This is a genomic window from Gemmatimonas groenlandica (genome assembly GCF_013004105.1).
Lineage (GTDB): Bacteria > Gemmatimonadota > Gemmatimonadetes > Gemmatimonadales > Gemmatimonadaceae > Gemmatimonas > Gemmatimonas groenlandica.
This window is the reverse complement of record NZ_CP053085.1, coordinates 1,723,798-1,744,846: the sequence shown is the minus strand read 5'-3', so window position 1 is coordinate 1,744,846 and position 21,049 is coordinate 1,723,798. Positions and strand designations below refer to the sequence as shown.

Genomic DNA, 21,049 nt, shown 5'->3' with positions numbered 1-21,049 from the left:
GCCACCGTCCCCACCGCATGACCGTGCTTGTCACCGGCGCCACAGGCTACATCGGCGGCCGCCTCACCTCTCGATTGGTGGAGCGGGGCGTGCCGGTGCGGCTGCTGGTCCGTGACCCGCGCCGCATTCACGGGCGGTGGTGGGAACACGATGTCGAGGTGGTGACCGGCGATTTGTTCGACGCGGCCTCGCTCGCCCGGGCGCTCGACGGCGTCGATCAGGCGTATTACCTCGTGCACAGCATGACGCACGCCACGGACTTCGCCGAGCGCGACCGGGTGGCCGCCCGGAATTTCGTGCAGGCGGGGCGTGCCCTGAAGCACTGCATCTACCTCGGCGGGCTCGTGCCGGATGCGCACGACGCCAGCGAGCATCTCCAGAGCCGCGGAGAGACGGGTGCCATCTTGCGAGGCGGACTGCCAACCACGGAGTTCCGCGCGGGGCCGATTGTGGGTTCGGGGTCGGCGTCGTTCGAAATGGTACGCTACCTGGCCGAGCGCCTGCCGTTCATGATCGCGCCGAAGTGGATCACGAATCAGGTGCAACCGATCGCGGTGCGCGACGTGCTCACGTATTTGGTTCGCGCCCGCGAGCATGGCCCGTCCGGCATCGTGGAGATCGGCGGCGCCGACGTCCTTTCGTTCCGCGACATGCTGCACGGCTACGCCGAGGTGCGCGGTCTTCGTCGCACGATTATCGCCGTGCCGGTGATGTCGCCGAGACTGGCCGCCCTCTGGATCGATAAGGTCACGCCGATCCCGTCGCGCCTGGCCACGCCGCTGGTTGAGGGCATCGCTCATCCGGTGCTGGCCGACACCACCAAGGCCCGTGAGCTGTTTCCCGACGTGCGCCCGATGGCCTATCGCACCGCGGTCCAGCGTGCCCTCTCGCGCCTGACCGCACACGCCGTGGAGTCGCGGTGGAGCGACGCGCTGGGCGGTGGCGCGTCGTACGAACTGCGTGACCGGGAGGGTGTGCTGGAGGAGACGCGCACGATTTATGTGGATGCCAGCCCCGATCAGGTGTTTCGGGCCTTCTGTCGGCTGGGAGGCGATCAAGGGTGGCTGGCTTGGAATTGGCTCTGGAAGATCCGGGGCTTTCTGGACCGGATGGTGGGCGGACCCGGGCTGCGGCGCGGGCGCCGCGACCCCGCTTGGTTGTATCTTGGAGAGGCGGTCGACTTTTGGCGGGTGGAGATGGTCGAGCGCCCGCGCCTGTTACGCCTGCGCGCTGAAATGCGCGTGCCTGGACAGGCGTGGTTGCAGTTTTCGGCCGTGCCCGAAGGCGAGGGCACACGGCTGATTCAGACGGCGCTCTTCGCGCCGCGCGGTCTTTTCGGACTTCTTTACTGGTACGCGATGTATCCGGCACACCTGTTCATCTTCGGTGACATGGCGAAGGCGGTCGCTCGACTCGCGATGGCCGAGCCGGTCGTCGCGCCAGCGGTACGCACGCGCGTGTCTGGCGAGCCGGTGTTATGAACGCGACCATCTCCGTGGTTGACGTCGCACGTGGCCTGGGGCTCGCGCTGCTCGCCGTGCAGGTGCCGATGTTGCTGTTGCTCCTCACGCGCCTCATGCCGGGACGGACTCGCCGTCCACCGATCGCGCCCCGACTCACGCCGCGCACCGACACGACGGTGACCGTGATCGTCGCCACGCTCAACGAAGCGAAGCGCATCGGTCCGTGTCTCGCGGGGCTCACCGCGCAAACGTCTCCGATGCTCGAAGTGCTGGTGGTGGACAGCCGCTCCACCGACGGCACCCGTGAGCTGGTCGAGGCCGCGTCGGCGCGTGATCCGCGTATTCGACTGGTCACCGATGAACCGCTCCCCGCGGGTTGGGTCGGTAAGGTCTGGGCGCTCGAGACGGGCCTGCGGCAGGCGAAGGGCGAGTGGGTGCTCGGCATCGATGCCGACACCGTTCCCGCACCCGGTTTGGTCGGTGCCGTGGTCGACGCGGTGGAGCAGGACGGCTACGACGTGGCGTCGTTCTCGCCCCAGTTCCGCGACCAGACGTCTTCCGAACGCTTCGTGCAACCGGCGATGCTGGTCACGCTGGTTTATCGCTGCGGGGCCGCCGGTGCCACGCAGCCACCTGCCGATCGCGTGCTCGCCAATGGGCAGTGCTTCGTGGCGCGCCGCGCGTTGCTCGAGCAGCACGGCGGCTATGCGCCCGCCCGCGCGTCGTTCTGCGATGATGTCACGCTGGCGCGGCACCTCGCGTCACACGGCGCACGCGTGGGCTTTCTCGACGGCTCGAAGATCATTCAGGTCAGCGCGTATGTGTCGTTGGCCGAGATGTGGCGTGAGTGGGGACGCAGCTTCGACTTGAAGGACGCCACCCCCACCTGGCGGCGCTGGGTCGACGTGGCGTTGGTGTGGAGTGCGCAGGCGCTGCCGCTGCCGATGCTGCTGGTGCTCGGCGCCGTTCTTGGGTCGATGGGCTGGCCCGCCGCCGACAATCCGCAGGCGATGCTGCTCGAGGCGCTCCTGCTCGTGAACGCCTCGGCGCTGCTGGTGCGGCTGATGATGCTTGTGGCGTTGCGGCACAGCTACGCCGAGCGGGGCTGGCCGTTCTGGCTGTCCTGGCTGTCGGACAGCGCCGCGGCCTGGCGGCTCACGCTCAGCACGGCCCGCACGCCAACGCGCTGGCGCGGACGGCAGTACGACACGCTGGTGACCGACGGCGCGAACTGACGCGCGAGGGTATCGGCAAAAGCAACAGCGGGAACACGGAGGGAACCGATTTCACCGATCACACAGATAAGCAAAAGCGCTCTTGGTTTATCTGTGTGATCCGTGAAATCCGCCAGCTCCGTGTTCCCGCTGTTGCTTTTGACGTTGCCGTCCCGTTGCTCTGGCGCTGGCATTCCCGTCTCCGCGCACTGATGGCCGATGAGCAGGGAAGCTCCGTCCGCGAAGAAAGGGATTCCCTGATAGCCTCGACCGTCGCGGCCAGCAACTTCCGTGCATGCGTCTCACACGATTCACCGACAATGCGTTGCGATGCCTGATGCTGCTCGGCCTGGAACCTGAGCGTTGCATCACGGTGAACGAAATCGCTGAACGCATGAACATGTCCTACGAGCATCTCGTGAAGATCGTCCACCGACTCTCCGAATTCGGCTACGTCGAGACGGTGCGTGGACGGCACGGGGGCGTGCGGCTGGGCAAGTCGGTCCACGACATCTCAATCGGCGTACTGGTTCGACAGACCGAGGAGAACCTCGCGCTCGCGGAGTGCTTCGACCCTCAGCAAAACACCTGTCCGATCTCGTCGGCGTGTCGCTTGACCGGTACGTTCGACGAGGCGCTGAACGCGTTTCTCGCGGTGCTCGATCAGAAGACGCTGGCCGATATCCTCGAACCTAGAGCCGAGTTGGTGCCGCTGCTCGTACGTCGGGAATCGATGGTCGTTGCGACGAGTTACCCCTAGCGCGCGTCGCCCAACGCGCCCAGCATGGCTCGCGTGAAGTCCGGGAGGTCCTTCGGCACCCGGGCGCTGACGATGTTGCCATCGACCACGGCGGGCTCGTCGACCCATTGGGCGCCGGCGTTGGTGAGATCGTCCCGAATGCCCAATGACGAGGTCATGCGCTTGCCGCGCACGATGCCGGCCGAGATGAGAATCCACGGGCCGTGGCAGATCGTGCCGACGACGCCCCCCTGCTCGTAGACACGCCGCACGAGGGAGAGGACCGCCGGATCGCGCCGCAACTTGTCGGGCGCCCATCCACCCGGTGCCACCACGCCGCGCAGGGTGGCCGGATCAAGGTCGGCCACCTGGCCGTCCATCGTAGCCGGATAGCCCCACTTGCCGTGATACATCGCTTCCCCGTTCCCGATCAGCGGGGTGTGATAGCCGGCTTCTTCGAGGCGGAGCTTGGGATACCAGACCTCGAGGTCTTCGTAGTCCGGGCCGACGAGGATGGCGATCGTGCCGAGTGACGACATAGCGAGTCTCAGATTCAGGAAAAGGTCGGGAATGCGGGGGGAGGCCAGCGAGCTGGTGTTCCTGTGCGTACAATTGGTCGAGGCCGGAAACGCTCCCCCGCTGGGTGCTATTGATCTCGGGGATCGTACTGCGACCGGCCGCCCTTCGCCCCAAACAACATGAAGCTTATCGTCGCCATCATCCGCCCGGAGAAGCTGGCGGATGTGAAACGTGCGCTCTTTCAAGTCGGCGTGACCGGCATGACCCTCTCCCGCGTCAGCGGGCACGGCGGAGAGCGCGACGTCGTACAACAGTATCGCGGAGAATCGGTGGTGCTCGAATTTCACGAAAAGGTCCGGATTGAAATGGCCTGCTCGGAAGAGTTTGTCGAGCGTACGATCGACGCGATCTGCGAAGGGGCGCGCACCGGTGATGTCGGCGACGGCAAGATCTTCGTGTTGCCACTCGATCACACCGTACGCATCCGCACGGGAGAGCGCGATAATCATGCCCTCACCGCCGTGAATGCCGACGAGATCATGCGTCAGACGCAGCTCGAGATGCGCGTACCGAACAAGGAGGACTACTGATGCAGGCGCCAACGATCTCGTCGGGCGATACGGCGTGGGTGTTGATCTCGACGGCCCTCGTGTTGTTCATGGTGCCAGGGTTGGCGTTTTTCTACGGCGGTCTTGTTCGCAGCAAGAGCGCGCTCAACACGATGCTGATGAGCCTCGGCGCGCTGGCCGTCGTCACGGTACAGTGGGTACTCTTTGGCTACAGTCTGGCGTTTGGTCCCGGCTCGAACTGGATCGGTGGCTTGAGCTTCCTCGGCTTTCAAGGTGTCACGGCCACGCCGAATCCCACGTATGCGGCGGCGCTTCCGCATCTGCTGTTCGCCGCCTTTCAGGCCATGTTCGCAGGGATCACGGTCGCGCTCTTCTCCGGCGCGATCATCGATCGGATGCGGTTCGTCGCGTATCTCACGTTCGGCCTCATCTGGACCACGTTGGTCTATGATCCGCTGGCGCACTGGGTCTGGGGCGACGGCGGCTGGCTCCGCACCCTCGGCGCGCTCGACTTCGCCGGCGGCACGGTGGTGCACATCAGTGCCGGCATCACGGCGCTCGTACTGGCGAAGGTCCTCGGCCCGCGTCGCGACTTCAAGCGCGTTCCTACGGTCCCGCACAACGTGCCGTTCGCGCTGCTCGGTGCCGGGATGCTCTGGTTCGGCTGGTTCGGTTTCAACGCCGGCTCGGCGCTCGCGGCTGATGGCATCGCGGCGAACGCGCTGGTCACAACGCATGCCGCCGCGGCGGCGAGCTTGCTCACGTGGAGTCTGCTCGAGTTGTTCAAGAGCGGCCGTGCGACGGCCGTCGGTGTCGCCACCGGCGCCGTGGTCGGCTTGGTCGCCATCACCCCCGCCGCGGGCTTCGTGACCCCAATGTCGGCACTCGCCATCGGCTTCCTCGCCGCCCCGGTCTCGTTCTTCGTGCTGCACTATCGCTCGAAGACCGCGCTCGACGACACGCTCGACGTGTTCGCCTGTCACGGTGTGGCCGGCATCATGGGCGCCGTGCTAACGGGTGTGTTCGCGTCGAAGGACGTCAACCCCATCGGTGCCGATGGTCTCCTGCGTGGCAACCCGACGCTGGTGGGCATTCAGGTGCTTGCCGTCGTCGCTACCGTCGCCTTCGCCGGCGTCGCCAGCTTCGGCATTCTGTCTGCGCTCAAGCTGGTGATGCCGCTGCGCATTCGCGTGGACGCCGAAGTACAGGGCATCGACCTGGCGGAGCACGGCGAAGAAGCGTACCACGGCTCAGATCTCAGTGATCTGACGGGGCGGCGTACGGCGCTGGGTGACGCGGTGGTGTTGTCCGCGAGTGAGTTGCGGGGGGCTGTGGTGAGGAGTGCGTAAACGGGCGCTGTAACTGCCAACTGCTTAGGGGGCAGGGAGGAGGGTGTCAGGAGGGATGGCGCAGGACTGCATCGCCGTCCCTCCTGCCCCCTCCTCCCTGACACCCTCCTTCCTGCCCCCTAAGCAGTTGGCAGTTCGCAGAAAAAACAAAAGGGGCGCTCACCGTAACGGTGAGCGCCCCCTTCCTTATCCGAAAGCCAGCCTTAGGCCTTCTTTCTATCCTGCAGCCACGTCATCGGGATCATGAACAGCGGAGACAGGAAGAGTCCGAGCAGAATGTTGATCCAGATGAGCGCCATGTAATAGGCAGTCATCCCCAACGAGGCCCAGATGGTTCCCAGCGTTCCGTGTGATTCCACTGTCTGTCTCCGGAGTCGATTGATGACGGGCGCACAGCTGCGTGCGTCCGCCAAGTGCTGAAAAGAGTAAGCAACTCGGCCGCCGGAAGGTAGGGGGGTGGTTGACGCGTCGCGGCTCGCAGGCGATCAGTCCAACATGTCCGAACTGACGAACTTTCCGCCTGACGCACTGCTGCAGGCGTCGCTCGAGGTGGCCATGGCGCCCGTCGTCGGACCGTTGGTGCTGGCCGTGTCCGGTGGACGCGACTCGATGGTGCTGCTGCAGGCCATCGCGCGGTGGGCTCCCGAGCGCGTTGCGGCGGTGGCCACCTTCGATCACGGTACCGGCAGCTACGCCACCGATGCGGCGTCGCTGGTGGCGGCGGAATCGCGTCGCCTTGGGCTCACAGTGGTGCGCGAGCGTTCCCGCACACCGGGGCACAGCGAAGCGGCGTGGCGGGCAGCGCGCTGGGACTTTCTCGGCCGGATCGCCCGCGCCTTCAAGGCGCGCGTGGCCACGGCGCACACGCGCGATGACCAGCTCGAGACGGTCGTCATGCGACTGCTGCGCGGAGCGGGCGCCCGCGGGATGGCGGCGCTGGCCGCTCCCTCGATGGTGGTGCGACCCTGGCTCGGGGTGTCGAGGTCCGAGTTGGCGCGATGGGCCGTGCTGGAGAAGGTGGCGTACGTCGAGGATCCGATGAACGTCTCTCGCGCCTTCCTGCGCGGGCGCGTGCGCCACGAACTGCTGCCCGCACTCGAGGCTGCGTCGCCCGGGTTCTCGGACGAGATCCTCGCGATCGCCGATCAGGCGGCAACGTGGCGACGAGACGTGGAGCGGCATGTCGATGCCATGGGCGTGGCGGTCGCACCATCAGGCGCGCGCGTGTCGTGCCCCGCCGCGGCACTCGAATGCACGACGCGCGAAGGGCGAGCGGTGCTCTGGCCAGCTATCTGCGCCCGCGCCGGCGTGACGCTCGACGCCAAAGGAACTCGGGAGCTCGTGAAGTTTACCACGGCGGGTCGAAGCGGCTCGAGTGTGCTCGTGTCGGGCGGAGCGATCGTGATACGGCGCCGTCCTGGCACGGGCGAACCGCCAGGCGATCGGTTCGAAGTGCGGCGAGCGTCGTCCAAGCGGTCGCCCGACGGTGCAACAGCATGGGCAGGTGCCGCGGAAGCGTTGCCACCACGCGTTGGACGGTTCCGGTGGCGACGGTTGCATACGGCGCCGTCATCGGGAAGTGTCGCGGAGCAGGACCTGTGGACCATGGGGATTCCCCGTGGCGAACAGGTCGCGCTGCGCGTCTGGACCGCAGGAGATCGCATCCGAACCGCTGGTGCCCCAGCAGGGAGGCGCGTGACGCGGTACTTTTCAGAAGCACATGTGCCTGCGCTGGACCGGTCGACGTGGCCGGTCCTGCTCGTGAATAGCGAGCTGGTGTGGGTTCCTGGGGTTTGCCGTGGTCTTGCGGCACCGTCTCGGCCCGGTCGGCCGGAGTTGATTTGGTACCGGTGTGAGCCCGAGTTTGACTGAGCAGAGCCAACCCAGCGCGGAAGACCCCCGTCTCGACGGCCGTGCCGTCCGGCGCCTTGTGTACGACGCCGACACCATCGAAGCGCGCGTGCAGGAGTTGGGCGCGGACATCACGGCGGCGTATCCCGACGGCGATTTGCTCGTGCTCGGCCTGCTCAAAGGCAGCTTTATCTTCCTCAGCGACCTCGTGCGGCACATTGCCCGACCGCTACAGGTCGATTTCCTCGTGGCGTCGTCCTACGGCGATGCGATGGAATCGAGCGGAGTCGTGCGTCTTCTCTACGATCCGGAAACGGAACTGGAGGGGAAACACATTCTGTTAGTTGAAGACATCGTGGATTCTGGTCGAACGCTCAACCGGCTCATCGAGCTGTTGGGCGACCGGAAGCCGCGTTCGCTGGAAATCTGCGCGCTGTTGCACAAGCACATCGCGACGGAGCTTCATCATCCCACGCGGTTCATCGGGTTCGATGCGCCGCACGAATTTCTGGTTGGCTACGGGCTAGACCATGCCGAGAATTTTCGGCACCTCCCGTATGTCGCCAGCCTGCAGTAAGGCGGTCACCCTATGGCACCAAACATGACGCCCTCGCCGAAGAAGCCGTTCAACTGGGGACGCTTCTCCAAAACGCTGTCGTTCTGGATCCTGGTGATCCTGATTCCGGTCGCCTTCCTGACGTATGGGAACGGCCGCGAGACGCAGGCACCGGAACTCGACTACAACGCGTATCGACAGCAGTTGGAAGTCGGCAACATCAAGACGGCCACGTTCCAGACCGACAACGTGCTGGCCGGTCAATTCAACCAGCCGGTGCGTGTGAACAACCGCGAGGCGCGGAAGTTTGTCACGCGTCTGGTGCCGGGTTCGGCCGAGAAGGAGCAGGCGCGCCTTTTCGAGCGTGGTGTGCGCACGAACGCCAGTGAGCCGCGCGCGAACTTCGGTAGCCTGCTCATCACGATGCTGCCGTACGTACTGCTCATCGGCTTCTGGATCTTCCTGTTCCGACAGATGCAGGCCGGCGGCAACAAGGCGTTCTCGTTCGGCAAGAGCAAAGCGAAGCTGCTCAGCGGCGACACGCCGAAGATCACTTTTGCCGACGTGGCCGGTGCCGACGAGGCCAAGGTCGAACTGCAGGAAATCATCGAGTTCCTGAAGGACCCGCAGAAGTTCACCAAGCTCGGCGGACGTTTGCCGAAGGGTGCGCTGCTCGTCGGTCCGCCGGGTACCGGTAAGACGCTGCTCGCCAAGGCCGTGGCGGGTGAAGCCGGACGCCCGTTCTTCTCGATGTCGGGTTCCGACTTCGTGGAAATGTTTGTCGGTGTCGGTGCCTCGCGTGTGCGCGATCTGTTCGAGCAGGGCAAGGCGCATGCGCCCTGCATCATCTTCATCGACGAAATCGATGCCGTCGGCCGTCATCGCGGCTCGGGCATGGGCGGCGGTCATGACGAGCGTGAACAGACGCTCAACCAGCTCCTCGTCGAGATGGACGGTTTCGAGTCGAACGATGGCGTGATCCTGATTGCGGCCACGAATCGCCCCGACGTCCTGGACCCTGCGCTGCTGCGTCCGGGTCGCTTCGACCGCCAGATCGTGGTCGACGCGCCAGATCTCCGTGGCCGCGAAGGCATCCTCAAGGTCCACCTGCGCAACAAGCCGCAGGCCGACGACGTGAGCGTGCACTCGCTGGCGCGTGGTACGCCGGGTATGGCTGGTGCCGACTTGGCGAATCTCGTGAACGAAGGCGCGTTGCTCGCGGCCCGAAAGGGGCACGACAAGATCTTCATGAGCGATCTCGAGGAAGCGAAGGATCGCGTCATGCTGGGCGCCGAGCGAAAGTCGTTGGTGATGAAGGACGACGAGCGCCGTCTCACGGCGTTCCACGAAGCCGGACATGCGGTGTGCGCGATGATGGTCTACGGCAACGATCCGTTGCACAAGGTCACGATCGTGCCGCGTGGTCGCGCGCTCGGCATCGCCTTCACGCTCCCCGAGGATGACCGCGTGTCGGTCACGCGCGAGCAGCTCGAAGCGAAGCTGGTCATGGCGTACGGTGGGCGTGCGGCCGAAGAGATTGTGTTCGGCCACAACCGCGTCACCACCGGCGCGGCCAGCGACATTCAGCAGGCCACGAGCATTGCCCGTCGCTACGTCACGCAGTGGGGACTTTCCGACACCATCGGACCGATCCTCGTCGGTGACGTGGAACAGGAACTCTTCCTCGGTCGTGACATTCAGTCGCGCCGCGAAGTGTCAGAGCAGACGGCGCAGCTGGTGGATTCCGAAGTGAAGCGTGTGGCGTTCGAGGCGCATGCCCGGGCCGTCGCCGTGCTCACCGAGAATCGGTCGCTGCTCGACATCGTGGCGACGCAGCTGCTCGAACGCGAGACGCTCACGCGCGACGACATCCTGCTGCTCAAGGCCGGCAAGGAGCTGCCGCCGCGCCTGCCGCCTGACATGCCGATGCCGACGCAACCGCTCGCCACACCGGCGGCGCCGGCCGCCCGCCCGATCCTGCCGCCGATGCTGGGCGGCCCGGAAATCGCCCCTGCGTAAGGCCTCACGGGTCCGCTACGGCGGACCAACCTAGCGTGCAGCTCACGCAGTTCACGATGCAGTTCACATGGCGCGACGGCCTCGAAATCGGGGTCGTCGCGCTGGTGTTCTACCGCATCCTGTTGCTCATTCACGGCACGCGGGCCCTCCAGATTCTGGGTGGTGTCGCCGTGCTGGTGGCAGCGTACGCCATCGCGTCGCTCCTGCAACTCACCATGATCACCTACCTCTTGGGGTTGGTATTCACCTACGGTGTGTTCGCGTTGCTGATCATCTTTCAGCCTGAACTGCGCGCGGCGCTGGCGCACATCGGCCAGACACCGGTCACCCGTTTGTTCAGGCGCGTGGAACAGGGGCCGGTGGAAGACGAAATCGCCGATGCCGTCGAACGGCTCTCGCGCTCCGGCGTGGGCGCGATCATCGCCATCGAACGTGATGTCCCGCTCTCGGATTTCATTGACAGTGGGTCGTCGCTGCAGGCGAAAGTGTCGGCCGATCTGCTCACCACGATTTTCACGCCCTATTCGCCGCTGCATGACGGGGCCGTGATCATTCGCGGCGACACGATCGTCGGCGCCGGCTGCATCCTGCCGCTCTCGCAGGGTGCCGTCGCGCATCGCTCGCTCGGCACGCGACATCGCGCGGCGCTGGGACTCGCCGAGGAGACCGATGCCATCGTGATCGTGGTGTCGGAGGAAACCGCCGTCGTGTCGGTGGCGCGGAACGGCGCCCTGCAGGTGCGCCTGACGCCCGTACAGGTGCGTGATCTGCTCGCTGGTCGCGCCGTGAAGACGAACGGATGACGGCGCCTTCCACCTCGCCGCGCGCGCGCTTTCAGATGCCCCGGACCGTCATCGCCCCGGTGCTGGCGATGGTCGTGCTCTTTTCGGCGTATCTCGCAACGGCAGCGCCCGATCTCACATTCTGGGACGCCACCGAACTCGTCACCGCTGCCCGCACGCTGGGCATCCCGCATCCCCCCGGTACGCCGCTGTGGGTGCTCATCGCGCACGTCGTCTCCAATGTGTTCTCCAATACCGGTCCGGCCCGCGCCGTGACCATGCTCTCGGTGCTGGCGAGTGCGCTGGTGGGCGGTGTCGGCGCCTCGATGCTGCAGCGCTGGATCGGGTCGCGCGGCGCCGTCGTCGGCGCCGTGCTCGCGGGCACGATGACGACCGTGTGGAGCAACGCCACGGAGACGGAGGTGTACGCGGTCTCGCTGCTTTTCTCGGCGGTGATGCTGGCCGCCGGCGAATTCGCCGGTCGCCCCGGCGTGTCAGACCAGGCGCGACAACGCGCGCGTGCCCTGATCGTGTTCATCGCCGCCCTCGCGGTACCGCTGCATCTGAGCGTGCTGGTCGCCTTGCCGGCGGCCATGGTATTCGCGTGGGCGGGACCGCGCGTTCGATTGGTCGACGTGGCCGGCTGGGGCGCGCTCGGCATGCTCGGCGTGTCGGCCGTGGCGGTGCTGCCGCTGCTCTATGCGGCGGGGCCTGAACTGGCGTCGGGCCATCCTGATTCACTGCGGGCACTGCTCGCTGTACTGCGCCGAGAGCAGTACGACGTGGCGGGACTGCTGCCGCGCATGGCGCCGCTTTGGCTGCAACTGGGCAACGTGTTCGAATGGGCCGACTGGCAGGTCGCGTTTGGCGTGCATCCCTTCCCGACGCCGTCCGTACCCCGCACGATGCTCACCCTTTCGTTCGTCTGGCTCGCGGCGCTAGGGCTGCGCGCCGTGTGGCGTTACGAGGCGCGCGTGGGCCGGGCCATGGCGGTGCTGTTGCTGTGTGGCACCGCTGGCGTGGCATTCTGGCTCAACATGCGGGCCGGTCCTTCGTTCGGCGGCAGCTTCATCCCGGCCGGCGCCCTGCACGAGGCGCGCGAGCGCGACTACTTCTTCGTGCTCGGCTTCTGGAGTTGGGGACTCTTGGCCGGCGCCGGTCTCGCGGCGATCTCGGCGACCATCGCCAAACGTCTGCCGGCTCCCATCGCCGCGCTGCCGCTGCTGATCGGCGCGGTGCCGCTGGTGGCCAACCGCGCGGTGATGGATCGCACCCGGGAACCCATCGCGTCGATGCCGCGCACGTATGCGCGCCTGCTGCTCGACGCCGTGCCGCAGCGGGGGGTCCTCCTCGCCGGCGGCGACAACGACACCTTCCCACTCTGGTATCTGCAGCAGGTCGAAGATTATCGCTCGGACGTGACCGTGGTCACCGTGCCGCTGCTTGGCGCCACATGGTATAGGGAAGCGCTCGCCGCGCGACGGCTGCTGCCGCCTGAGGCGGTACGCCGCTGGCCGGGACTTGAAGCGACGCTGCGATCGGTGATGATCCACGCCACGGCAGACCGCCGCGCGGTGCGAGTGAGCGCGCTGCTGTCGCGCGCCGATCGCGACCGCGTCGATCGGACGCAGGGGTGGGCGCTACAGGGACTGGTATTTGCGCCGTCAGCCACCACCGCACCGGGGGCGATCACGCTCGACGCGGGCGCCTTGGCGCGGGCCAGGGAGCAGGTGCCCCGTTCGGTCTTGGCGCCAGTCCCGGTGGGTGCCGATCCGGCCGTCGCGCAGATGCAGGCGTTGCTGCGCTGTACGCAAGTGCAGCGGTTCGACGACCCGTTACTTGTGTCGTCGTGCAATGCTCCCTAACCTTATGTGCTATGCCAATTTCGGACCATGTCGCAACGATGGTGGCGGAGGTTCGTGAGCGCATTGCCGCGGCACGCGCACGGGGAGGACACGGACAGGACGTCACCCTGATCGCGGTCACGAAAACGCACGGCCCGGACGCCGTCATGGCCGCCGCGAACGCGGGCGTCCACGATGTGGGCGAAAACAAAGTGCAGGAAGCCGAATCAAAGATGGCGCAGGTGACGGTGCCCGTCCGCTGGCATCTGATTGGTCACCTTCAGCGCAACAAGGCGAAGAACGCCGCCAAGTTCGACCTCGTCCACAGTCTCGATAGCGAGCGGCTCGCCGTTGCGCTCGACGACGCGGCTGGCGAGGCGCAGCGGGTGCTCGAAGTGTTGGTGCAGGTCAACGTGAGCGGAGAGTCCACCAAGAGTGGATTCGCGCTGCACGACCTGGCGACCGTCGCTGCGCGCCTCCACGCTTGCAGCAATTTGCGGGTCCGGGGTGTGATGACGATGGCGCCGTTCGATGCCGAGGAGTCGGTATTGCGCACCGTCTTTCGCGGCGCACGGGATGCACGGGCACAGCTGCAGGCGGCCGGGTTCGGCGCCGACTGGTTGAGCATGGGGATGTCGGGCGACTACGAAGTCGCTGTTGAGGAAGGCGCAACGCACGTACGGCTGGGCACAGTGCTGTTCGGCAGTCGGACCTGATTCATCCGGGAATTCGCATGGCGGACGACGGCTACCAAGGCTTCCATCTCACCGCGCTTGACGCGCGGCGCTTCGATTTCGGCAACGCACTGCGTGGCTATGACCGCGCACGCGTGGACCAGTTCCGCGAGCAAGTCGCCGAGGAACTGGAGCGCCTGTCGCGCGCCAATCAGGAGCTCGATCAGAAGGCGCGCAACTTCCACGAGCAGCTGAAGTCGTTTCGCGATCGCGACAAGGCGCTCAACGAAGCGCTCGTCAGTGCGCAGCAGTTGCGTGGCGAAATCAAGGAGCAGGCCGAGCGCGAGGCCCAGCTCATCGTGCGTGAAGCGCAGGCCGAGGCCGACAAGCTGCTGCAAGGGGTGCGCGATGAACTGCGTCGGGCTGAAGATGAAGTGCAGGCGCTCTGGCGTACGCGTCGCAGTTACCTCGCGCAGCTGCGGCACCATCTGGAACGACAGCTTACCGAGTTGAACGCGGCGGAATCCGAACCGATCCCCGAGTTCACCACGCCGCGCACGATGTCGGCGGTGCGCGCCGAGCCGGCGGTGGTACAGGAGATCCGCGAGTTGCCTCCACGCCCCGCGGCCCCGACGCCGTCCTGGCTCGATGTCGTCGAGGATGACTCATGAGCGCTTCACAGAATTCGCGACCGTCGTTGCAGTACACGCAGGAACACACGGCGGTGGGGCTGTCGCATCCCGCGCTCGGACTGCACGCCCGTGAACGTATCGAAGCGTGCGCACAAGCCGTGCGCGCGCGCTTCCCGCGCGCGATCGACGTGGCCATCATCCTCGGCACCGGCCTTGGCGGCCTTGCCGAACAGATCGATGTCGAGCAGACGATCGAGTACAAGGATCTGCCCAACTTTCCGCTCTCCACCGTGGAGTCGCACAAGGGCCGCTTGCTCTGCGGCACCCTGGGCGGCAAGACGGTGGTGGCGATGCAGGGTCGCTTTCACCGCTACGAAGGCTATTCGCTGCAGCAGGTCACGTTCCCGGTGCGCGTGCTTCGCGCGCTGGGCGCCGAGACACTGATCGTGAGCAACGCCTGCGGCGGCATGCACCCGTTGTGGGCGGCAGGCGATCTGATGCTGATCGCCGATCATATCAATTTGCTGGGCGACAATCCGCTCATCGGACCGAACGACGACACGCTGGGCGCGCGCTTTCCCGACATGTCGGAGCCGTATGATCCTGCACTCCGCGCACTCGCGCGCGAGGTCGCGTCGCAGAACGGCATCACGTTGCGCGAAGGCGTGTACGTGGCCGTGCAGGGGCCCAATCTGGAAACGCGCTCCGAGTATCGATTCCTGCGCGGCATCGGTGCTGATGTCGTTGGCATGAGCACCGTGCCGGAAGTGATCGTGGCGCTGCACGGCGGCATGCGTGTGCTGGGTCTCTCCATCATTACGGATAAGTGCCTGCCTGATGCGCTCGAGCCGGCGAGTCTCGCGCAGATCGTCGGCGTGGCCCGTTCCGCCGAACCCAAGCTTGCTGCCGTCGTGAAGGGCGTGATCGCGCGATTGTAGCACCGCGCCCCCGCCGTTTCTCCGCCTGACTGAACGCTCCGAATTACCCGCTCTCATGACCGCACCGCAGGACACCGCTACGTATCCGCTCCTCCCCGACTCGGGCGCCGACGCCTTCGAGCAGGAACTGCTCGCGCGCTGGGATGCCGAACAGCTGTTCGAGCAGGCGCAGGCCGCGCGCGCCGGGGCCAAGCCGTTCGTGTTTTACGAAGGGCCGCCCACGGCCAACGGACGCCCGGGCATTCACCACGTATTCTCACGCACGATCAAGGACCTCTTCTGCCGCCATCGCGCGATGCAAGGGTACTTCGTGCCGCGGAAGGCCGGGTGGGATACGCACGGCCTGCCGGTAGAAATCGAAGTCGAGAAAGAATTGCAGCGTGAGGAAGCGGCGCGGCAGGGCGTCGATCCCTCGGAAATCGCCAAGCTTGGCGGCAAGCAGCTGATCGAGCAGACCGGCGTGGCGGAGTTCAACCGTCGCTGTCGCGAGAGTGTGTTCAAGTACCGCGGCGACTGGGAGAAGCTGTCGCAGCGCACCGCCTACTGGCTCGACTATAACGACCCGTACGTGACCTACTCGCACAATTTCGTGGAGTCGGTGTGGTGGGCGTTGCGTACGCTGCATGAGAAGTCGTTGCTGGTGCGCGGTCACAAGATCCTGCCGTACTGCGCGCGCTGTGGTACCGCGCTGTCCAGTCACGAGGTGGCGCAGGGCTACGACGACGTGGACGATCCGAGCGTATACGTGGCGCTCGATCTGCTCGATGAGCATGGCAACGCACCGGCGCAGCGCCGCCGCATTCTGGTATGGACCACAACGCCGTGGACGTTGGTGTCCAATACCGCCCTCGCGGTGAATCCCACGCTTACGTACGTCGAGCTGCGTAAGAAGACCGGCGCCGAGTGGACGATCATCCTGGCCGAAGCGCGCGTACCGGGTGTGCTCGGTGCCGACTGGGCCGATCGCTGGGAGGTGACCGGACAGATGACCGGTGCCGACCTGTCTGGCAAGCGCTATCGCCGACCGCTCGACTGGGTGCCGTATCCCGACGAGGGGCGTCACGAAGTCATCGTGACGGAAGATTTCGTGAGCGCAGAAGACGGCAGCGGCGTGGTGCACATGGCGCCCGCTTTCGGTGCCGACGACTATGCGGCTGGGCAGCGTCATGGACTCGCCTTCCTGCAGCCGGTGACGGCGCGCGGCGAGTTCACCGACGACGTGCCGGAAGTGGGCGGCGTGTTCGTCAAGAAGGCCGATGCGCGCATCATCGAGGTCCTGCGCGAGCGCGATGTGCTGTGGAAGGCCACCACGTTCACGCACTCGTATCCGCACTGCTGGCGCTGCGGGACGCCGCTGCTGTACTACGCGCGCGGCTCGTGGTTCGTCCGCACGACCGCGGTGCGTGAGAGCCTGATGGCGCGCAACGCGGCCGTGGATTGGCATCCGAGCGAAGTGGGGACAGGTCGCTTCGGTGAGTGGCTGGCCAACAACGTGGATTGGGCGATCTCGCGCGACCGCTATTGGGGCACGCCGCTCCCGGTGTGGGTGAACGACGAGGATGCCACCGAGATCGACGTGATCGGCAGCTACGCCGATCTGGCCGCGCGCATCGGTCGGCCGCTGCCCGAGGATTTCGATCCGCACAAGCCGCACATCGACCAATACACGTGGCCGGCCCCGTCGGGGAAAGGCACCATGCGTCGCGTGCCGGAAGTGATCGATACGTGGTTCGATTCGGGTTCGATGCCGTTCGCGCAATGGCACTACCCGTTCGAGAACCGCGACACGGTCGCGGCGCAGTTCCCGGCCGACTTCATCTGCGAAGGCGTCGATCAGACGCGCGGTTGGTTCTACTCGCTCATCGCGATCGCGACCGGGCTGGGCGACGCGCTGCCGAACAACACCGATCGCACCGCGGCACCGTATCGGCATGTGGTCGTGAACGACCTCGTGCTCGACGCGCAGGGACAGAAGATGTCCAAAAGCAAGGGCAACACCGTCGACCCGTGGGAGGTGCTGGCGCGCCATGGCGCCGATGCCGTGCGCCTGTTCCTGGTCGGGACCAGCCAGGTGTGGGTGCCGCGTCGCTTCGACGAGAACGCGATTCGCGAAACGGCGGGACGCTTCCTGCTCACGTTCCGCAACGTGTACAACGGCATTTTCGCCCAGTACGCCAACTTCGGGTGGGCGCCGAGTGCGAACGATCCGGCCGTGGCCGACCGCCCGGTGCTGGATCGATGGATTCTGTCGCGGCTCACGCGGGTGGAAGCCGAGGTCAACGCACACCTCGACAATTACGACGCCACGTTGGCCGCCCGTCGCGTGATGCAGTTCATGGACGACGACGTGTCGAAGTGGTACGTCCGCCAGTCGCGCGCCCGCTTCTATGAAGTGGAAAGCGCCGATAATCGGGCGGCGTTCGCCACGCTGCACGAAGTGCTGGCCGTCACCTGCCGGTTGCTGGCGCCGTTCGCGCCGTTCATGACCGATGCGGTGCATCGGGCCCTCACCGGAACCTCGGTGCACCTCGCGTCGTATACGCGGACACATCCGACGCCGGTGGACGAGACGCTCGAGGCCGCGATGGACGACATCCGGACACTGGCGGGGCTAGCCCGGGCCGCGCGCGATGTGGCCGATATCAACGTGCGCCAGCCGCTCCCGTCGGTGCAGTGCGTGGTGCCGGGTAATCCCGGACCGGCGTCGGCTTTGGGGGCCCTCCTGGCGTCCGAGATCAACGTGAAGCTGGTGGAGTTCGTGAGCTCGACCGACGCGCTCGTCTCGCTCGAGGTGAAGGGCAACTTCCGTACGCTGGGCAAGAAGTTCGGGAAGGAAACCCCGTTGGTCGCTGCCGCTGTACCCGACATGCCAGTCGAGCTCATCCGTCAACTGGCAAGTGGCGAATCGGTCACGATCGAGGTGGAAGGGGTTCCGCGCTTGATTGCCCCCGACGACGTCGCCATCATCCGTCGCGCCTCGGGTGCCGCCGTCGTTCAGGAAAACGGCGGATACGGCGTGGCGCTCGACCCGACCATCACGCCAGAACTGCGGGCTGAAGGTCTGGCACGCGAAGTGATCAGCAAGGTGCAGCGCCTCCGGAAGGAAGCGCAGCTGGACGTCAGTGACCGCATCGCGGTGGCAATCGCCGGCGATGAGGAGTTGGAGGGCGCTGTGGCCACGCACCGTGGCCGGATCGCCGACGAGGTTCTTGCCGTGCGATTGCTGCTCGGCACGGAGGCAGGCTCGCCGTTCCATGCAGATGGCAACGGTTCCACGTGGACCGCGACGCAGGTGGTGGACGTCGATGGACGTTCGATCCGCCTCGCGCTCACCAAGGAAGGGTCGTAATGGCTGGATCCAACGCCGCGTCGAAGGACGCGAAGAAGTCGAAGCCGATGCCCAAGAAACAGCTCCAGCACTTCGAGAAGCGGTTGCTCGAAGAGCGGAAGCGTGTATTGAAGGAGCTAGGGCACCACGGGGAAGCGTTCGGACCGAACGGTGACGCCGACGGCGACACCAGCGCCTACTCCTTCCACATGGCCGATCAGGGCACCGACGCGATGGAACGCGAGAAAGCGTTCCTGTTCGCGTCGCAGGAAGGCCGGTTCCTCTTCCATATCGACCAGGCACTGCGCCGGCTGTACAAGGCGCCCGAGACCTTCGGCAAGTGCCACCAGTGTGGGGAAGACATCGCGTTCGAGCGACTCGACGCCTTGCCGCATGCGCGCTACTGCTTCGCGTGCAAGCAGCGTGAGGAAGACGCAAAAAAGGGCTGATGTGAAGGCACTCGTCGCTATTCCTGTTCTGCTCGTTGTCCTCGTCCTCGACCTGATCACCAAGGCCGTGGCGGTCGCGACGCTCGCGCCCGCCGGCGGGTCCAATCCGGTCTTCGGGAACTGGTTCCGCTTCGCGCTCGTGTACAACCCCGGCGCGGCCTTCGGGCTGCACCTGGGCGACTACTCGCGCTGGATCTTCATGGCGCTCACGCTTGGCGCCCTCGTGATCCTGTGGCGGCTGTATCAGCAGACGGCGCAGGAGGACCTGCGCAAGGCGCTCGCCGTTTCGCTCGTGGCGGCGGGTGCGCTCGGCAATGTGATCGACCGGATCCGATCGGATTTGGGCGTCGTCGACTTCATCGATATCGGGTTCGGGGCACATCGCTGGCCGACCTTCAACGTGGCTGACATGGCCGTCAGCGGCGGCGCGTTCCTTTTAGCGCTGGTGTTGTGGGGCGAAGAGAAGCGCGAAACGGCGGCGGCTGCTGCCGCCACAGAATCGGCTGATCTCTCGCGATGACCAACCCGACCCGTAGTGCCACCGCGTCGGCCGTCGTCAACGACGTGCCGGCCGCCTCGGCCACGCCGCGCTTCTGGATGCTCGTCCTGTTCATCACGGCCGCCGACGCCATCTCGAAGGCGCTGGCCGTGGAGTACCTCGCGCCGCGCCATATTCCACATCGGATCATCGGCGACGTGGTGCGTTTCACGCTCGCGTACAATCCGGGGGCGGCCTTCGGCATGCACCTCGGTCCTGCGTCACGCTGGATTTTTGCGGCGCTCAGCGTCGTGATTGTCGTGGTGCTGATTCGCGCCACGGCCGACCTCACCCGGATCTCACGGCTCGCCGCCTTCGGCGTGCCCGTCGTGGTCGGGGGAGCGATCGGCAACCTGCTCGATCGTATTCGGCTGCGAGACGGCGTTGTGGATTTCATCGACATCGGCTTCGGCGACGTCCGCTTCTGGACGTTCAACGTAGCCGACACTGCCGTTACTATCGGAGCAGGTTGTCTCGTGATCGCATTGTGGCAGTTGGACAAGGCACAGCAGCAAACGGCGGCGTCGTGAGCGCGCTTCCAGGCGCCCCCTCTGGCGTCGTGCACGATTTTGACGTCACCGACGACAGTGGCGACGTGGGCGAGCGGCTCGATCTGCTCGTGTCACGCCGCTGCGAGCTGTCGCGGACCCAGTCCGCGACGCTGATCGCCAATGGACAAGTGACGGTGAACGGCAAGGCCGAGAAGGCGTCGTATCGCAGTCTGGCCGGGGATCGGCTGCACGTCGTCATTCCGCCGCCGCCTGGTCGCGACATCATGCCGGAGAACATTCCACTCGACATCGTCTACGAGGACGAATATCTGCTCGTGGTCGACAAGGCCGCCGGCATGGTGGTGCACCCGGCGCCGGGCAACTGGACGGGCACGTTGGTGAACGCCCTGATCGGTCGAGGTGAGCCGCTGGCCGACGGTGGCAGCGAGGAGCGCGCCGGTCTCGTGCACCGTCTCGACAAGGACACGTCGGGGCTGCTGATCGTGGCCAAGACCGACGCGGCCCATCGCTCGCTCAGCGCCGCGCTGGCCGCCCGCAAGGTGACACGCCGGTACGTCGCGCTCTGCTGGGGGCACTTGTCCACCGACAACATCACGGTGGAAAAGCCCATCGGCCGCGACCCGCGAGACCGAACCAAGATGACGATCGTCCCTGATGGTCGCATGTCGCGAACGGATTTCGTGCGCCTCGGCCGCTTCGACTCGGCGGACCTCTTGCGGGCCCACCTGCACAGCGGGCGGACGCATCAGATTCGTGTGCACCTGTCGTCGATCGGCCATCCGGTGGTGGGCGACGACACGTACGGCGGCGGCGGCGGTCGGCGGCTGGTCGAGTTGCCGGGCAAGCGGCATTTCCTGCACGCGGCGTGGCTGCGCTTCCGTCATCCGGTGACCGGCGCTCCGGTCGATCTGCGTTCGCCGCTCCCGGCGGACCTGCGGCAGTCGCTGTCGGTGGTCAGCCTCATGCCGGAACTCGCTACGCACCAGGATCCGCTCGATGTCTTCGGGTTCTACAAAACCGACGAAGTCCTCCCCGGACACAAGCCGGACGATCACGACGACGCCCTCGACTAG

The 21,049-nt window shown here is 66.0% G+C and carries 20 protein-coding genes; 18 read left to right on the top strand and 2 right to left on the bottom strand.

Annotated elements, in window-relative coordinates; genetic code table 11:
- Positions 1-17 precede the first annotated feature (17 nt).
- The 3 genes from HKW67_RS07400 to HKW67_RS07390 all read left to right on the top strand — a co-directional run bounded on the left by HKW67_RS07400 (position 18) and on the right by HKW67_RS07390 (position 3,437).
- Positions 18-1,481 (top strand): SDR family oxidoreductase, encoded by a 1,464-nt coding sequence (locus tag HKW67_RS07400; RefSeq protein WP_171224771.1) that lies wholly within the window; start codon positions 18-20, stop codon positions 1,479-1,481.
- Positions 1,478-2,698, top strand: coding sequence for a glycosyltransferase family 2 protein (locus tag HKW67_RS07395; RefSeq protein ID WP_171224770.1), 1,221 nt, complete (start codon positions 1,478-1,480; stop codon positions 2,696-2,698). Before HKW67_RS07400 ends, HKW67_RS07395 begins: the two co-directional genes overlap by 4 nt.
- 274 nt (positions 2,699-2,972) lie before the next feature.
- Positions 2,973-3,437 carry an RrF2 family transcriptional regulator gene (locus HKW67_RS07390; RefSeq protein ID WP_171224769.1) on the top strand — a complete coding sequence of 155 codons (465 nt, stop codon included), beginning with the start codon at positions 2,973-2,975 and terminating at the stop codon, positions 3,435-3,437.
- Here the strand turns inward: HKW67_RS07390 and HKW67_RS07385 are convergent.
- Positions 3,434-3,955 (bottom strand): type 1 glutamine amidotransferase domain-containing protein, encoded by a 522-nt coding sequence (locus HKW67_RS07385; RefSeq protein WP_171224768.1) that lies wholly within the window; start codon positions 3,953-3,955, stop codon positions 3,434-3,436. The two genes, HKW67_RS07390 and HKW67_RS07385, sit on opposite strands and share 4 nt — an antisense overlap.
- Positions 3,956-4,114: 159 nt before the next feature.
- Here HKW67_RS07385 and HKW67_RS07380 point away from each other — a divergent pair, with 159 nt between their 5' ends.
- Positions 4,115-4,525: a P-II family nitrogen regulator gene (locus tag HKW67_RS07380; RefSeq protein ID WP_171224767.1), complete on the top strand. Its 411-nt coding sequence runs from the start codon at positions 4,115-4,117 to the stop codon at positions 4,523-4,525.
- Positions 4,525-5,853, top strand: coding sequence for an ammonium transporter (locus HKW67_RS07375; protein ID WP_171224766.1), 1,329 nt, complete (start codon positions 4,525-4,527; stop codon positions 5,851-5,853). The genes HKW67_RS07380 and HKW67_RS07375 overlap by 1 nt, the downstream gene beginning before the upstream one ends.
- 203 nt (positions 5,854-6,056) lie before the next feature.
- On the opposite strand, the gene HKW67_RS07370 is transcribed toward HKW67_RS07375, so the two are convergent.
- Positions 6,057-6,212: a hypothetical protein gene (locus HKW67_RS07370; protein WP_171224765.1), complete on the bottom strand. Its 156-nt coding sequence runs from the start codon at positions 6,210-6,212 to the stop codon at positions 6,057-6,059.
- A gap of 136 nt (positions 6,213-6,348) precedes the next feature.
- Between HKW67_RS07370 and tilS the strand changes: the two genes are divergently transcribed.
- The 13 genes from tilS (at position 6,349) to HKW67_RS07305 (ending at position 21,049) form a co-directional block, all read left to right on the top strand.
- Complete coding sequence (gene tilS / locus HKW67_RS07365; protein WP_171224764.1) at positions 6,349-7,725, top strand: tRNA lysidine(34) synthetase TilS; 1,377 nt, start codon at positions 6,349-6,351, stop codon at positions 7,723-7,725.
- Complete coding sequence (gene hpt, locus HKW67_RS07360; RefSeq protein ID WP_206044639.1) at positions 7,718-8,281, top strand: hypoxanthine phosphoribosyltransferase; 564 nt, start codon at positions 7,718-7,720, stop codon at positions 8,279-8,281. The genes tilS and hpt overlap by 8 nt, the downstream gene beginning before the upstream one ends.
- Before the next feature lie 24 nt (positions 8,282-8,305).
- Complete coding sequence (gene ftsH, locus HKW67_RS07355; protein WP_171224763.1) at positions 8,306-10,279, top strand: ATP-dependent zinc metalloprotease FtsH; 1,974 nt, start codon at positions 8,306-8,308, stop codon at positions 10,277-10,279.
- Positions 10,280-10,314: 35 nt separating this feature from the next.
- Positions 10,315-11,082: a diadenylate cyclase CdaA gene (cdaA, locus tag HKW67_RS07350; RefSeq protein ID WP_206044638.1), complete on the top strand. Its 768-nt coding sequence runs from the start codon at positions 10,315-10,317 to the stop codon at positions 11,080-11,082.
- Positions 11,079-12,926, top strand: a complete 1,848-nt coding sequence (locus HKW67_RS07345) for a protein O-mannosyl-transferase family (RefSeq protein WP_171224762.1) — start codon at positions 11,079-11,081, stop codon at positions 12,924-12,926. The genes cdaA and HKW67_RS07345 overlap by 4 nt, the downstream gene beginning before the upstream one ends.
- Positions 12,927-12,937: 11 nt before the next feature.
- Positions 12,938-13,621, top strand: coding sequence for a YggS family pyridoxal phosphate-dependent enzyme (locus HKW67_RS07340; protein ID WP_171224761.1), 684 nt, complete (start codon positions 12,938-12,940; stop codon positions 13,619-13,621).
- 17 nt (positions 13,622-13,638) lie between these two features.
- Positions 13,639-14,250 carry a DivIVA domain-containing protein gene (locus HKW67_RS07335; RefSeq protein ID WP_171224760.1) on the top strand — a complete coding sequence of 204 codons (612 nt, stop codon included), beginning with the start codon at positions 13,639-13,641 and terminating at the stop codon, positions 14,248-14,250.
- Between the two features lie 80 nt (positions 14,251-14,330).
- Positions 14,331-15,149: a purine-nucleoside phosphorylase gene (locus HKW67_RS07330; protein WP_206044713.1), complete on the top strand. Its 819-nt coding sequence runs from the start codon at positions 14,331-14,333 to the stop codon at positions 15,147-15,149.
- Between the two features lie 55 nt (positions 15,150-15,204).
- A complete protein-coding gene (gene ileS, locus HKW67_RS07325) occupies positions 15,205-18,498 on the top strand; it encodes an isoleucine--tRNA ligase (RefSeq protein ID WP_171224758.1) in 3,294 nt (1,097 codons plus the stop codon).
- Positions 18,498-18,926, top strand: coding sequence for a TraR/DksA family transcriptional regulator (locus HKW67_RS07320; RefSeq protein WP_171224757.1), 429 nt, complete (start codon positions 18,498-18,500; stop codon positions 18,924-18,926). Before ileS ends, HKW67_RS07320 begins: the two co-directional genes overlap by 1 nt.
- Positions 18,901-19,446 (top strand): signal peptidase II, encoded by a 546-nt coding sequence (gene lspA, locus HKW67_RS07315; protein ID WP_171224756.1) that lies wholly within the window; start codon positions 18,901-18,903, stop codon positions 19,444-19,446. Before HKW67_RS07320 ends, lspA (HKW67_RS07315) begins: the two co-directional genes overlap by 26 nt.
- A complete protein-coding gene (lspA, locus tag HKW67_RS07310; protein ID WP_171224755.1) occupies positions 19,443-19,994 on the top strand; it encodes a signal peptidase II in 552 nt (183 codons plus the stop codon). The genes lspA (HKW67_RS07315) and lspA (HKW67_RS07310) overlap by 4 nt, the downstream gene beginning before the upstream one ends.
- A complete protein-coding gene (locus HKW67_RS07305; RefSeq protein ID WP_206044637.1) occupies positions 19,991-21,049 on the top strand; it encodes an RluA family pseudouridine synthase in 1,059 nt (352 codons plus the stop codon). Before lspA (HKW67_RS07310) ends, HKW67_RS07305 begins: the two co-directional genes overlap by 4 nt.